Source organism: Pseudomonas alloputida (genome assembly GCF_021283545.2).
In the GTDB taxonomy this organism is placed as follows: domain Bacteria; phylum Pseudomonadota; class Gammaproteobacteria; order Pseudomonadales; family Pseudomonadaceae; genus Aquipseudomonas; species Aquipseudomonas alloputida.
Map to the genome: position 1 here is coordinate 1,326,867 of NZ_CP128540.1, position 14,478 is coordinate 1,341,344.

Annotated in this window: 12 protein-coding genes; 9 read left to right on the top strand and 3 right to left on the bottom strand. The window is 63.0% G+C overall.

Annotated features, from left to right (window positions below):
* The first annotated feature begins 180 nt into the window (after positions 1 to 180).
* Positions 181 to 1,068, top strand: coding sequence for an NAD(P)-dependent oxidoreductase (locus tag LU682_RS06010; protein ID WP_010952301.1), 888 nt, complete (start codon positions 181 to 183; stop codon positions 1,066 to 1,068).
* Here the strand turns inward: LU682_RS06010 and LU682_RS06015 are convergent.
* Both LU682_RS06015 and rapA read right to left on the bottom strand, forming a co-directional pair.
* Entirely contained in the window at positions 968 to 3,232 is a 2,265-nt protein-coding gene (locus LU682_RS06015) for a putative bifunctional diguanylate cyclase/phosphodiesterase (protein ID WP_010952302.1), read from the bottom strand. The genes LU682_RS06010 and LU682_RS06015 overlap by 101 nt on opposite strands.
* Before the next feature lie 277 nt (positions 3,233 to 3,509).
* On the bottom strand, positions 3,510 to 6,356 hold the full coding sequence (gene rapA / locus LU682_RS06020) for an RNA polymerase-associated protein RapA (protein ID WP_010952303.1): 2,847 nt from the start codon (positions 6,354 to 6,356) through the stop codon (positions 3,510 to 3,512).
* A 150-nt stretch (positions 6,357 to 6,506) separates the two neighbouring features.
* Between rapA and LU682_RS06025 the strand changes: the two genes are divergently transcribed.
* From LU682_RS06025 to LU682_RS06060, 8 genes are all read left to right on the top strand, one after another.
* Positions 6,507 to 7,202 carry a M949_RS01915 family surface polysaccharide biosynthesis protein gene (locus LU682_RS06025; protein ID WP_010952304.1) on the top strand — a complete coding sequence of 232 codons (696 nt, stop codon included), beginning with the start codon at positions 6,507 to 6,509 and terminating at the stop codon, positions 7,200 to 7,202.
* Between the two features lie 63 nt (positions 7,203 to 7,265).
* On the top strand, positions 7,266 to 7,595 hold the full coding sequence (locus LU682_RS06030; protein ID WP_010952305.1) for a hypothetical protein: 330 nt from the start codon (positions 7,266 to 7,268) through the stop codon (positions 7,593 to 7,595).
* 68 nt (positions 7,596 to 7,663) lie between these two features.
* On the top strand, positions 7,664 to 7,825 hold the full coding sequence (locus LU682_RS06035; RefSeq protein ID WP_003254864.1) for a hypothetical protein: 162 nt from the start codon (positions 7,664 to 7,666) through the stop codon (positions 7,823 to 7,825).
* A 135-nt stretch (positions 7,826 to 7,960) separates the two neighbouring features.
* The gene (ccoM, locus tag LU682_RS06040) at positions 7,961 to 8,077 is read left to right on the top strand and encodes a cytochrome c oxidase subunit CcoM (RefSeq protein ID WP_003254862.1); all 117 of its coding nucleotides are present in this window, start codon (positions 7,961 to 7,963) and stop codon (positions 8,075 to 8,077) included.
* A gap of 205 nt (positions 8,078 to 8,282) precedes the next feature.
* Complete coding sequence (locus LU682_RS06045) at positions 8,283 to 10,271, top strand: FUSC family protein (RefSeq protein WP_010952307.1); 1,989 nt, start codon at positions 8,283 to 8,285, stop codon at positions 10,269 to 10,271.
* Positions 10,258 to 10,464 carry a DUF1656 domain-containing protein gene (locus LU682_RS06050; protein ID WP_010952308.1) on the top strand — a complete coding sequence of 69 codons (207 nt, stop codon included), beginning with the start codon at positions 10,258 to 10,260 and terminating at the stop codon, positions 10,462 to 10,464. The genes LU682_RS06045 and LU682_RS06050 overlap by 14 nt, the downstream gene beginning before the upstream one ends.
* A gap of 12 nt (positions 10,465 to 10,476) precedes the next feature.
* Complete coding sequence (locus LU682_RS06055; RefSeq protein ID WP_010952309.1) at positions 10,477 to 11,346, top strand: efflux RND transporter periplasmic adaptor subunit; 870 nt, start codon at positions 10,477 to 10,479, stop codon at positions 11,344 to 11,346.
* 145 nt (positions 11,347 to 11,491) lie between these two features.
* On the top strand, positions 11,492 to 11,830 hold the full coding sequence (locus LU682_RS06060; protein WP_020191710.1) for a DUF2025 family protein: 339 nt from the start codon (positions 11,492 to 11,494) through the stop codon (positions 11,828 to 11,830).
* 14 nt (positions 11,831 to 11,844) lie between these two features.
* On the opposite strand, the gene LU682_RS06065 is transcribed toward LU682_RS06060, so the two are convergent.
* Positions 11,845 to 14,430, bottom strand: a complete 2,586-nt coding sequence (locus LU682_RS06065; protein WP_010952311.1) for a bifunctional diguanylate cyclase/phosphodiesterase — start codon at positions 14,428 to 14,430, stop codon at positions 11,845 to 11,847.
* Positions 14,431 to 14,478: the final 48 nt, after the last annotated feature.

Sequence of the window (14,478 nt, forward strand, 5' to 3'; positions counted from 1 at the left end):
CGCAAAATTACGCATCAGCGCCGTTTTGGTGCTTGAAAGCAATCAAGACGGGTAGAGGGAAGTAACAATTCGGCGTGGCGGTAACAGTTTACGGGATGCGTAATGTGGCCACCGTTCTGCCAGTCGCCACCGGGACCGTCGCCAGCCTGGGAAATGTTCGAATCAGTCAGGAGTTTATCGATGAGCACTGCACTACCTTCGCTTGGATTCGCCGGCATTGGCCTGATGGGCCTGCCCATGTGCCGCCGCCTGCTGGCAGCGGGTTATCCGCTGACGGTATGGAACCGCAGCCCGGACAAGTGCGCCGCACTGGTCGCTGCTGGCGCGCGCCTGGCCAGCAGCCCGGCCGAATTGTGCCGTGACAGCGACATGGTGCTACTGTGCCTGGCCGACACGGCGGTGGTGCGTGAAGTGGTGTTCGGCGAGCAAGGCATTGCCCAGGGCGGGCGCAGCGGCCAGTTGCTGATCGATTTCTCCAGCCTGGAACCCACCGCCACCCGTGAAATGGCTGCCGAACTGGCCGCACTGTGCGGCATGGCCTGGCTGGATGCACCGGTATCTGGCGGTACCCCCGGTGCCGAGGCGGGCACGCTGGCGATCATGGTGGGCGGTGAAGCGGCCGATCTGCAGCGTGCACGCCCGGTGCTGCAGGTGCTTGGTCAGCGCGTGACGCATATGGGCGCGGTAGGCGCGGGCCAGGTGACCAAGGCTTGCAACCAGATGATCGTAGCCTGCAATGCCCTGGTAATTGCAGAAGTGGTGGCACTGGCCGAACAGTCGGGCGTGGACGCGACGCTGATCGCTGAAGCGCTGGCGGGTGGCTTCGCCGACTCCAAGCCATTGCAGATTCTTGCACCGCAAATGGCCGAGAGCCGCTTCGAGCCAATCAAGTGGCACGTACGCACGCTGCTCAAGGACCTCGATGGCGCGGTCAAGTTTTCCCGCGAGCAAGGCTCGGCGACGCCGCTCAGTGGCCTTGCCGCGCAACTGATGCGCTTGCACGGTAGCCAGGGTTACCTGCAAAAAGATCCGGCGACCCTGGTAGAGCTGTACCGCAACAAGGTGTGATCCGGCCATTCTGGCGCTGCAACCGCTCCAGCAGTGGGCGCAACTCGGCCAGCGGTACGGGGCGCCCCAACAGGTAGCCCTGCAGGTAGTCGCAACCATGGCTTTCGAGGAACGCCTGCTGTTCGGCGGTTTCCACGCCCTCGCTGACTACCCGCAGGTGCAGGGTATGCGCCATGGCGATGATCGCCTGGACAATTTCCCGGTCTTTCTGGCTGCCCGGTACATCCTGCAGGAAGGTGCGGTCGATCTTCAGCACATCCAGCGGCAGGCGCTTGAGGTAAGCCAGTGACGAGTAGCCGGTACCAAAATCATCGATCGAAAGTGCCACCCCCAGAGCCCTGACGCGTTTGAGCAGGCTGACCGTGCGCTGGATATCCCCTACCAGGGCGTTCTCGGTCACCTCCAGCTCCAGGTGGCGCGGCGCAAGGCCGGCGTGGAACAGCGCCTTTTCTACTTCGTTAGGCAGTTCGTCGTGGCTGAGGGTGACTGCCGAGCAATTGACCGTGACCTGGACCTCGCCGTAGCCGTGGCGCTGCAAGTGGGCCAGGTCGGCACAGGCATGGCGCAGCACCCACAGGTCAAGGTCGATGATCAGGCCGTTGGCTTCGGCAATGCCGACAAAACGGTCGGGCCCGAGCAGGCCGTGTTGAGGATGCTGCCAGCGTACCAGCGCTTCCAGTTTGGCCACTTGCCCGCTGCGCAGGTCGAAGATCGGCTGGTAGTGCACACACAGCCCGCGCTCTTCGAGCAGCGCCAGGCGCAGCTCTTCTTCCAGTTGCAAGGCGATCGACGCGCGAGCCTTCAGGCTGTCATTGAAGAAATTCAGGCTGTTGCGCCCGTTGTCCTTGGATTGGTAGAGGGCCAGGTCGGCATGCTTGAGCAGCTCTTCGGCTGTGCTGCCATCGTCCGGGAAGATACTTATACCGATGCTGGTGGTCATGACCATGCGCCGCCCGCCCAGGTCGATGGGGTCTTTCATCCGTTGCATGATGCGCTGGGCCAGGTGGCGGGCTTCGTCGCGGCTGTTCAGGCTGGTGACCACACAGAACTCGTCGCCACCAAAGCGCGCAACCAGGTCGTGGTTGCGGGTAGCGGCCTTGATGTGGTTGGCGATCACCTTGAGCAGCTCGTCACCGGCGTCGTGGCCAAGGCTGTCGTTGATACGCTTGAAATGGTCGATGTCGAGGAACATGACAGCCAGGCGGTTTTCGCTGGCCTGATGTTCGACCAGGCGCTCGGCGAATACCTGGTTGAATCCACGGCGGTTGAGCAGGTTGGTCAGGGCATCATAGTGCGCCGCCTGCTGCAGCGAAGCGCGGGCCTGGTCCAGTTGGCTGAGCAGTACGCTGACCCGGCGCAGGTCGTGCTCCTTGCTTTGCAGCTTCTTGTCGGCCAGTGCGGCGCTGATGCTGGCGCCACTGATCAGCAGGGTGATGAAGCCGATGCCCAGTCCCAGTTGCAGGCTGTTGTCGCCCGACGGCAGGCGCAGTGCGGTATCGGCAGGGATGACCAAGGTCATGGCCGACATCGCGGTGAAATGAGTGGCGACGATGCCGCCGGCCATCAGCAGGCTGGCGCCGTACTTCATGGCCTGGTACAGGGTACCGCTGCCATTGCGCAAGTAGCGGGCCAGGTACAGCGCGGTCAGGGCGGTGAGCAGGGCAATGGCGGCAGAGGCAAGTAGCAAGCCGGTTTGGTAGTACTGGCGGGCACCCGTTTCCATCGCGGCCATGCCGACAAAATGCATGAGGATGATGCCCAGGCCGATCAGCCCTGCGCTCGGCACGAAATAGTGCGCGCGCATGTTGCTGCGTTCGAGGCTGTGCATGGCCAACCAGGCCACGCCCAGTGCGATGAGCAGTGAAAGAATGGTCAGGGATACGTCGTAGTGCACGTCCACCGGGGCCCGAAAGGCCAGCATGCTGATGAAATGCATGGCCCATATGCCGCCTGCCAGGCAGCAGGCTCCAAGCATGTTCCATTGTCGGTGGGCGGTGGGGTCGTCGCTGTGGGACTGACGCTCGGCCATGTCGAGCGTGGCGAAACAGGCCGCGCAAGCAACGAAATAGGCGAGCAGAACCAAGAGCGGTTCATGACGGCAGTCGATGACGATGCGCCCGGTTGCGGGAAGATCGGTGAACAGTTGCAGCCCCAGCCATTCCATGGAATGCCTCTTGATCGAGTCTTCACTCGTCTGCGCTACAACCCTGTGCAGACTGTCCAGAGGCAGTATAGGAAGGAGTACTTAAGCCTTCCTGACTAATGGCACAATGATTTCTACGATTTGGTTATAACTCCAATCGCAGTGAGGAATAAATTTGGGGCCCTAATGCCTTCCTGTGGGAGCGGGCGAGCCCGCGAAGCATCCACTGCGGTGGATGCCACCGGCTTTGCCGGTGTTCGCGGGCGTGCCCGCTCCCACAAGGGGCGCGGGGCCTGCGCTAGCCAGCCACCAGCACGCGAATGGCTTCCAGGCGCAGGGCGGCCTTCTCCAGCATTGCCAGGCCATCTTCGCGCCGCTTGCGCAGGGCGTCGATTTCGCTGTCACGCACACTTGGGTTGACCGCTTGCAATGCCACCAGGCGCGCCAGCTCTTCGTCGGCCTCGGCTGCCAGGCGGCGCTGGGCTTCGGCCACGCGCTCGTTGTGGGCCGGCAGGATCTTCTCCTCGCCGCCACTGATACGCTTGGCCAGCACATCGCGCTGGGCCTGGACGAACTTGTTGGCGCTGGCGCGCGGTACACTCTCGAGCTGGTCGTTGAGGGTTTCGAAAGCAACGCGTGACGCCAGGTCGTTGCCATTGGCGTCGAGCAGGCAGCGCAGTGCCGCTGGCGGCAGGTAGCGGCCCAGTTGCAGGCTACGGGGTGCCACCACCTCGCTGACGAACAGCAGTTCAAGCAGGACAGTGCCTGGTTTGAGCGCTTTGTTCTTGATCAACGCCACGGCGGTGTTGCCCATCGAGCCTGACAGCACCAGATCCATGCCGCCCTGTACCATCGGGTGCTCCCAGGTGAGGAATTGCATGTCCTCGCGTGACAGCGCCTGGCCACGGTCGTAGGTGATGGTCACGCCTTCATCGTCGCCCAGCGGGAAGCTGGCATCGAGCATCTTCTCGCTCGGCTTGAGGATCAGTGCATTCTCGGAATGGTCTTCGCTGTCGATGCCGAAGGCGTCGAACAGGGTTTCCATGTAGATCGGCAGGGCGAACTGGTCGTCCTGTTCGAGAATGGCCTCGACCAGCGCCTGACCTTCGCCGGCGCCGCCGGAATTGAGTTCCAGCAGGCGGTCACGGCCAGTGTGCAGTTCGGCTTCCAGGCGTTCGCGTTCGCTGCGGGCGTCGGCCACCAGGGTATCCCAGGCCTTGTTTTCGCCGCCTTCGAGCAGCGGCAGCAGGCGTGGGCCGAACTGGTGCTGCAGGGCATTGCCGGTGGGGCAGGTGTTGAGGAAGGCGTTGAGCCCTTCGTGGTACCACTGGAACAGGCGCTCTTGCGGGCTGTCCTGCAGGTACGGGATGTGCAACTGGATAGTGTGCTTCTGGCCGATCCGGTCAAGGCGGCCGATGCGCTGTTCGAGCAGGTCGGGGTGCGCCGGCAGGTCGAACATCACCAGGTGATGAGCGAACTGGAAGTTGCGGCCTTCGCTGCCGATTTCCGAGCAGATCAGCACCTGGGCGCCAAACTCTTCATCGGCAAAGTAGGCAGCGGCACGGTCGCGCTCGAGGATGCTCATGCCTTCATGGAACACCGAGGCCGGGATGCCGGAGCGCACGCGCAGGGCGTCTTCCAGGTCCATGGCGGTTTCGGCGTGGGCGCAGATCACCAGCACTTTGGTGCGCTTGAGCATCTTCAGGGTGTCGATCAGCCAGTCGACGCGTGGGTCGAAACGCCACCAGCGCTCGTCATCGGCCACTTCACCCTGGGCCTGGAAGGCAACTTCCGGGTACAGCTCGGCGTGCTCGCCGGCTGGCAGGTCGCGGTATTGCTCGGGCGTGGGCAGCGGGTAGGGGTGCAACTGGCGCTCGGGGAAGCCCTGAATCGCCGCACGGGTGTTACGGAACAGCACGCGTCCGGTGCCGTGGCGATCCAGCAGTTCGCGAATCAGCCGGGCGCTGGCCTGGGTGTCGCCGTCGCTGACCGCTGCCAGCAGGGCTTCGCCTTCGGCACCCAGGAAGCCCAGGATGGTGGCGTGGGCCTTGGGCGACAGACGGCCCTCGTCGAGCAGTTCCTGCACCGCCTCGGCTACCGGGCGGTAGTGCTCGCTTTCGGCGCGGAAAGCGGCCAGGTCGTGAAAACGGTTGGGGTCGAGTAGGCGCAGGCGGGCGAAGTGGCTGTCCTGGCCCAGCTGCTCGGGGGTGGCGGTCAGCAACAGTACGCCCGGAATCACTTGGGCCAGTTGCTCGACCAGGCCGTATTCGGCGCTGACCTGGTCTTCGTGCCAGACCAGGTGGTGGGCTTCGTCGACTACCAGCAGGTCCCAGCCAGCGGCGAACAGCGCGTCCTGGGCCTTTTCGTCATCGACCAGCCACTCCAGGGCAACCAACGCCAGTTGGGCATCCTCGAACGGGTTGCTGGCGTCGCTTTCGATGAAGCGCTCGGCGTCGAACAGCGCCACTTGCAGATTGAAGCGCCGGCGCATTTCCACCAGCCACTGGTGCTGGAGGTTTTCCGGCACCAGGATCAGTACGCGGCTGGCGCGACCCGACAGCAGTTGGCGGTGAATGACCAGGCCGGCTTCGATGGTTTTGCCCAGGCCCACTTCGTCGGCCAGCAGAACGCGCGGGGCGCTGCGGTCGGCGACTTCGCGGGCAATGTGCAGTTGGTGGGCGATGGGCTGTGCGCGGCAGCCGCCCAACCCCCACAGTGCCGACTGCATCTGCTTGCTGGTGTGCTGCAGGGTGTTGTAGCGCAGGCTGAACCACGACAGTGGGTCTATCTGCCCGGCGAACAGGCGGTCGCTGGCCAGGCGGAACTGAATGAAGTTCGACAACTGGGTTTCAGGCAGGGTGCGAGGCTGGTTCTGCCCGTCCAGGCCGTGGTAGACCATCAGCCCGTCGATGTCCTCGACCTCGCGCACGGTCAGCTTCCAGCCCTCGAAGTGGGTGATCTGGTCACCTGGCGAGAAGCGCACGCGGGTCAGCGGCGCATTGCGCAGGGAATACTGGCGGGTGTCGCCAGTGGCCGGGTAGAGCACGGTCAACAGGCGGCCATCCTGCGCCAGGATGGTACCCAGGCCGAGCTCTGCTTCGCTGTCGCTGATCCAGCGTTGCCCCGGTTGATACTGCTGCGCCATACTGCCTGAACTCCCGCGATGAAAAAGCCGATTATGTTAACGGATCGGCCGGTCAGACCAAAGTGCCGATAGCACCGAATGGTATCGAAAGGCACAGTCTAGTCGTTTCATCGCCCTGCACAGCGCCGCCGATGAGGGCCCCGGATCAACATGTCTGCCAAGCACCGCTGGATCAGCGCTTCGATGGCCGTGGGCAGCCTGGTGCTGCTTAGCGCCTGCGAGCAGAAAAACTTTGAGACATTGCCCCCCATTCCGATGGAGCAGCTTGAGGTACTGGGCGTGCAGACTCCGATAAAGAGCGTGCACTTTCGTGACAGTGACGGCGAAGGGCTGCTGGTCCTGAGCCGCAGCGATGGCCAGGCCAGCGACCTGGAAAGCGAACAGGAAGTGGACAAGGTGGTGCTCAAGGCCACCTTGTACGGGCGCACGGCCGAGAGCGACGCCTTCAAGGCGCGTTGGCAGGTCGAGCAGGAAACGACCTGCCCGGGGCTGGACCTGGATGTGGACTTCTATAATGACGTCAGTGATGTCAGCGACCTGAACCAGAATGGAGTGGCCGAGATAACGGTGGCCAGCCATGCATTCTGCGGCGGCGGTATCGACCCGCATGACATCGCCATCGAGATGCGTGAAGGGCAGGCCAGTTACACCATTACCGGCCAGTCGCTGATCACCCCGGCGGGCGAGGAACCGATCGGTGGTGAGCGCGAGGACAGCGCTTCGCTGAAAGCCGCGCCGCAGGTATTGCGCGATCATATGGATGCGGTTTGGCAGCAGGTGTACAAGCGGCCCTGGAGCGAGGCCAGCCCGCCAGTCGACGATGAGCCGGGTGACGAAGCCGAGTAAATGTTGTCCATGACATCAAGGTAAAGCTGCGCCTGCCGATACAGGGGGCATAGGAGAACGTCCATGCTGCCGCCGATCATTCCGCTCAGTGCCGCCCCGGTAACCTCGCAACAGGACCCGGTCAAGCCAACCCCCGACGTCAAGCCGGTGGTGCCGACGCAGCCTGCGTCCGGCGAAAGTGCCATTGACCTCAAGCGCCAGCGCGACCCGCAGGAGCAGGTATTGTTGCTGCGCGATGAACAGCGCCGCCAGCAGCAACGCCGGAACAAGGGCGAGCAGGAACGCTACGAGGCCGTCCCGGGTGACGAGGTCAATGCCGACAACACCGTGCCGGTAGCGCCATTGATGGGCGAGCATGTACGCCAAGGACTGCTGGTGGACATCGAAGTCTGATACGGGGCTGGTCAGCGCCTGCGCCTGGCTTCATCATGCAATTCTCTGTTGATCGTCGAGCCCACCCCATGAGCCAAGACAACCTCATCGATTTCGATGCCGAACGTGCCAAGCGCGTCCACGACCTCAAGGAAAAGCGGCTGAACGAAATGCGCAATGCTTTCGAGCAGGCCCTGCCATTGAGTACCAGCAAGAAAAAGAAGCCCAAGGGCAAGCCTAAGAAGCGTTGAAACTTGACGCAGGTCAACCCTGCGCCCCCCTCGCGTGCCCGGCCTCGGGCACCATTGACACTGATCAATTTTCCCCGCCGCCACATTGGTTAACGTGTACCCATCGGACAACGGCAAACGAATGGGGAGGCCAGCATGTTCTTCGACAACGTGGTTATCGCCGGTGTGGTAACGGTCGGGCTGATGGTCGCCTTCTTTGCCGGTCTGGGCATTTTCATCTGGAAGGACTCGAACAAGCGCAAGCCGCGCTGACCTTCCGGGTACACGAGCACGCAAGGCATTTAGGGCGACTTCGGTCGCCCATTTTTTTTGCCTGCATTTTTTATTGTCTGAGCTGTCCCTTTCAGTGCAGGCCAATCGAATATACATGATTAGCTAGCTAATTAATCGTTTCCGCTTTATCCTGCTCATCATTGTCTATCTTTTCAGCAAGACTTTTCCCCGCAAGGTCCGCCTCGTGCCCATCACCTTTCAGGCCCTGTTCGCGCCCAGCAGCCTCGCCCTCAAGTTTGCCATCAAGACCCTGCTCGGGGGCGGCCTGGCGTTGTGGCTGGCGATGCGCTGGGGGCTGGAGCAACCCTCCTGGGCATTGATGACTGCTTTCATCGTCGCCCAGCCGCTATCGGGCATGGTGGTGCAGAAAGGCTTGGCGCGGTTGGCCGGCACGTTGGTCGGCACAGTCATGTCGGTGCTGTTCATCGGCCTGTTCGCCCAGACCCCCGGCCTGTTTCTGCTTACCTTGGCGCTTTGGCTGGCGCTGTGTACCGCAGCGTCCACCCAGTTGCGCAGCGCCTGGGCCTATGCCTTCGTGCTGGCCGGCTACACCGCAGCGATCATCGCCTTGCCGGCCATTGACCACCCCCTGCAAGTATTCGACCAGGCCGTGGCTCGCTGTACCGAGATCTGCCTGGGTATTTTCTGTGCAACAGCCAGCAGTGCCTTGCTCTGGCCCATGCGGGTCGAGCAGCAACTGGGCGGGCAGGCGCGGCAGGCCTGGCAGAACGGCCTGCAGGCCGCCAGCGCCATGCTGGGCGGAGAGGACGAGGCGCGCAAAGGCCTGCTGGAAAGCCTGGGGCGCATCGTTGCCATCGACAGCCAACGTGAACATGCCTGGTTCGAGGGCAATCGCGGGCGCCAACGTGCCCGTGCCATTCGTGGCCTTAGCCAGAAACTGATGGTGCTGTTGCGTATTTCCCGTTCGGTGCGCCGCCAGTGGCGGCAACTGGATGAGGGTGAGGTAGAGCATCTGACGCCCTGGTTGCAGGAAGTGCGCACGCTGCTGGCCCAACCCGATCAGCCCAGCCTGCTGTTGTTGCGTCAGCGAATCTGGGATGCCGCCCACGATGAGCAAATCAGTTCAGCGGAGCACTTCTGCCTGGCGCGCATGGCCCTGCTATTGGACTATGCCATGGCCGCCAGCCAGGCACTTGAGGATGTGGAGGCGGGCAGGGCGCCCAAGGACGTGTCCCAGGGGCTGGCCGCGCACCGAGACTGGTCGCTGGCCTTGCTGTTCGGCTCGCGCAGCGCGCTGGCCTTCCTGGTAATGAGTGGTTTCTGGCTGGCCACGGCCTGGCCTTCGGCCCCCGGTGGCCTGGTGCTGACCTGCGTGGTCTGCAGCCTGTTCGCCAGTCGCGAGAACGGCGCACAGATCGGCCTGAGTTTCCTGCGCGGGATATTCCTGGCGATACCGGCGGCGTTTGTGGTCGGGCAGATCATGCTGCCGCAATGGAGCAGCTTCGCCATGCTCTGCCTGGGCATGGGCGTGCCACTGTTTCTTGGTGCACTGGGCATGGCCCATCCGCGTACCGGGGCTACGGCCACTTCCTATTGCCTGCACTTCATTGTGCTGGTGTCGCCGCTCAACGCCATGCAGTTCGGCGTGGCGACCATGCTGAACAGTGCCCTGGCCATGCTGGTGGGGGTGTCGGCAGCGGTCATGGCCTTTCGCTTGCTGGTGTTCCGCCATCCGGCCTGGCTGGGCCGGCGCTTGCGTGCTGCAACGCAGAACGACCTGGTGCGCCTGACTCGGCGCGACCTGCGCGGGGCTGACAGCTGGTTTGGCGGGCGCATGGCCGACCGGCTGATGCAACTGGCGCGGCATGCCAGTGAATTACCGGAAGGCGAACGCAAACGCTGGGATGACGGCCTTCACGGGCTGGATATCGGCGACGAACTGGTGCACCTGCGCATGTGCCTGGCGGTCGCTCAGGCCCCTTTGGGGCGGGCCGAGCGCGAGTACCTGCAACACGTGGAGGCAGCGCTGGCCAAAGGGCCTGCTGCCGGGCGTGGGCAGCTGCTGGATGCTGCCAGTGAGCAGTTCATTGCGGCCTTGCGTCGGCTACCCGCCAGCGACCCGCTTCGCCTGGCCGAGGGGGCAGTACTGCAATTGCAGAAAAGCTGGGGCAAATGGTGCCGCTGGCAGGAGGACACCCATGGGTTTGCGTGAGTGGGAAGTGGGCGGTGTGCTGCTCAGCCCGTTTTTGCTTTATGTGTTGTTGGCGCTGCTGCTCACCGGCCTGCTGCGCCTGGTGGTGCATGCCACACCGTTGGGGCGCTGGATCTGGCATGAAGCGCTGTTCGACGCAGCGCTGTTCGTCTGTGTGTTGTTCCTGGTGGTACGCCTGTCTGGGACTTTATAAAGGAGTGTTTCGATGCGTGCGGCCGTACGTATTCTGGTGACCCTGTGTGTGGTGGCCCTGGCCGTGTTGGCCGGCTACCAGCTGTGGCAGTACTACATGCTCACCCCATGGACGCGTGATGCCCGTGTGCGCGCCGATGTGGTGGTGATTGCGCCTGATGTGTCCGGCTGGGTTCGCGAACTCAAGGTCCATGACAACCAGCAGGTCAAGGCTGGCGACTTGTTGATGAGTATTGACCGCGAGCGCTTCCAGGCCGCGCTCGATCAGGCCAGCGCGGTGACCGAGACACGCGCCCAGCAACTGCGCTTGCGCGAGCGTGAAGCAGCCCGGCGTACTGCCCTGGGGCCAGAGGCGATCAGTGCCGAGTTGCGTGAAAACGCCCAGATCAATGCCGCCATCGCGCGTGGCGAGCTGCATGAAGCCGAGGCGCAGTTGCAGGTGGCCAGGATCAACCTGGCGCGCAGTGAAGTGCGGGCCCCGCGCAGCGGGCATATCACCAATCTGCGTCTGGCCGAGGGCAATTATGTGAACACCGGGGAATCGGTGATGGCGCTGGTGGATGATTCGACGTTCTACATCCAGGCCTATTTCGAGGAAACCAAGTTGCCGCGCATTCGCGTTGGGGACACTGTGAAGGTGTGGCTGATGGGCACGGGTGAACCGATGCAGGGGCACGTGGAGAGCATCAGCCGCGGCATCACCGACCGCAACAGCAACCCGGACAGCCAGTTGCTGCCGGAGGTAGAGCCGACCTTCAACTGGGTGCGACTGGCCCAGCGCATACCGGTGAGGATTCGCCTGGATCAGGTGCCGGAAGGGCTGACCTTGAGTGCGGGGATGACGGCGAGTGTGCAAGTGCACGAGGACCGCGAGCCGCAGTGATGGTGCTGGCTTAACAGGCAGAAATGTAACGTTCGTGGCGAACGGTCCGCCAGTTGCGTTAGGCTGTCGCTGTGAGTTGCCCGACAGAGGCAACCCTTCTCCCGCCAGGCGTGCGTATCTTCCGATTTCATTGCGAGGTTACGTCATGGCCATCACTTCCCAGGATATCTGCAACGCCGCCGATCAGCTAAAGGGCTTTGTCGGCTTTCACGGCAAGCGCGGTGTTCATATCGTGCGTTTCTCCGAGGACGCGTTCGGCATGGACGTGGCCGACGCCAGTATCACCCCCTGCAGCGAGTTTGTCTGGCGGCCCGAGCAAGGGCAGCGCATGGCGTTGTGCCGCGAACGGCTGTCGCTTTTGCTGGATCAGCATGTGGATGACCGCTTGAACATTGGTGAACCGCTGCGCGCCTACCTTCGCCGCTGTGATCTGCCTGAAATCGTGGCGCAGCGCAGCCTGCAGCAGCGCACCCAGTCTGTTTAGGAGCAAGGCCGGGTCTACAAAGGCTGTGCAGTGTTTTGGGAGGGTTGGTGCAACAACGCCGTCAACCCGGCGCTGTCCAGGGGCTTGCTCAGGTAATAGCCTTGCACTTCATGGCAGCGGTCCTTTTCCAGCGACTTGAGTTGATGTTCGCTTTCCACGCCTTCGGCTGTCACTGTCAGCCCCATCGCCTCGCCCAGGTTGATGATGGCCTGGACCACAGCGCGGTCGCTGCCGCCGTTGTTGTTCAGGCCGCTGATGAAGCGCTTGTCGATCTTGATGCTGTCGAACGGGTAGGTACGCAGGTAGCCCAACGACGAATAGCCGGTGCCGAAATCATCCATGTTCAGGCGCACCCCTAGCTCCTTGAGCGACAGCATGGTGCCTAATGCGCCTTCGATATCGTTGAGCATCACGTTCTCGGTAATTTCCAGTTCCAGGCGTTGGGCGGGGAAGGCCGTGTCGAGCAAAGTTTCGCGCACGTCCGCTACCACATCGCTGCGCAAGAACTGGGCAGGCGACAGGTTGACTGAAACCAGCACGTCGGCCGGCCAGTCATGGGCAGTGCGGCAAGCTTCGCGAAGCACCCAGCGGCCCAGCGCAACAATGATGTCGCTCTGCTCGGCCAACGGGATGAAGGTGTCCGGCGCCAGCAACCCTTCCTGTGGATGCCGCCAGCGCACCAAGGCCTCGACCGCGACGATTCGCAGGTCGTCCAGGCGGTAGCGTGGCTGGTAATGCAACTCGAACTCCTCATTGCGCAGGGCCCTGCGCAGGTCGTTCTCCAGCTGGCGGCGGTACTGGATCTGCTGGTTCATTTCGGCAACGAAGTAGCGCCATGTGTTCTTTCCATCGGCCTTGGCCTGGTACAGGGCGATGTCGGCGCAGCGGATCAGCTCACCTGCATCGAAGCCCTGGTTGCGCGTCTGTGCAACGCCAATGCTGGCACCAATGTGCAGCGGCTGGTTTTCGAAGACGATGGGTTGCTGCAGCAGGCCGATCAGGCGCGCACAGAAGCGGTCGATCTCGCTGCTGTTGTCCATGCCGCTGAGTACCAGGATGAACTCGTCGCCGCCCAGACGCGCGACCAGGTCGCCATCGCGGGTGGTGTCGCGCAGGCGCGTTGCCACTTCTTGCAGCACGGCATCTCCGGCGGCATGACCGAGCGAGTCGTTGATCGGCTTGAAGTTGTCCAGGTCCAGCAGCAACAAGGTCAGCGGCGGCGAGTCACTGCCGCGCAACAAGGCCTGCTCCAGGTGCCGGGCGAGCTTGTTGCGGTTGGCCAGTCCGGTCAGTGGGTCGTGCAGCGAAAGGTGCTGAATGCGCGCGTGGGCGTCGACTTCGTCGGTGATATCGCTGGCGGTACCCCGGAAACCGATGGCCTTGCCATCGCGCCAGATAGCGCGGGCGGATATCCGGCAGTAGCGGTTCTGGCCATTCTGGTCGCGGTAAGTACAGCGCAGGTTGGCCAATTGCTGCGGCTCGGCTGCAGTCAGGGCGTCCAGCCAAGGTGACAGCGGCGTGGTATCGCAGGCCAGCAACTGGTTGAGCGGGTGGCCCAGCCAGCCGTCTACCGGGTAGCCGGTGACGTTGGCGAAGCGTTGCGACAGGTAGGTCAGGCGTTGTTGCCGGTCGGTTTCCCAGATCCAGTCGGATGCCGACTCGGCCACCGCCCGGAAACGCTGCTCGCTGGCCTCCAGGGCCTGGTTGCTTTGTTGCAGATGCACGAGCGTGAGGCCGATTGCCCGGGAGCTGCGCAAGGCATGGCGGAACAGGTACAGCATCACCAGCCCAAGTATCAGTAGTGCGCACAACAGTGCTGGCAACACTGCCCACAGCATCTGCTGCCCCGGCAGCGGGCTGTTCCAGGTCAGATGGTAGCCGGTGTCGCCCAGGTCGATGCGCAGGTGGTTGTGATCCTGCCTATCCTCCTTTTCCACGTGCATGCCGGTCAGGCCGGCGCCTTTGCCCAACTGCGCCAGTTTGCTTTCGGTGAGCTGGTCAATGAATAGCATGACCGGCGCCTGACTCACCTCGCTGTCGGTAACCTCCCGGTCCGGGCGCACGGCTGCTGCACTGAGTGCGGCCGGCCAGCCATTGAACAGCACGAAACGGGTGACCTGCTCGCGTGAAATCGCCGCCGCGCGGGCCTGTTCGATAATCGGCTGCAGGGGTGTGTCTATATAGCTGTCAGCGCCTGCCTGGCTGGGCTGGCCTTTGAACAAGGCATAGGTGGTGCGGCGGTTTTCCACTACGAACACCCCTTCGTAGCCGCTGGCGCTGTACAGCGACTCGCCTACGTTCTTTTCCTCGTAGGCCCATTGCCAGTCGGCTTGGCCCGACAGGTGCTCGAAGGCTGCATCCCATACGGCATAGCTGGACAGAAACTGGCGTGAGGCGAGCAGCCGTTGTTCCAGCGCCTGGGTCGCATGGAAGGCGCTACGCTCGCGCTCCTGTTGGTCGAGCGTGCGGGCGATATTGAACAGAGCGCCGAGAATGACCAGGCAAGCCAGGCCGAACACTGCGCTGAAACCGGCAATGAGGTGGCGTACCTGAAAGCGCGGTGTGGGGCTAGCGGGTGAAAGCTTGGCGGTCCTGGCCATGCGCGAGCGGCTCCTTCAGGCAACCTCCCGCCAGTCAGTCAGGAAGGA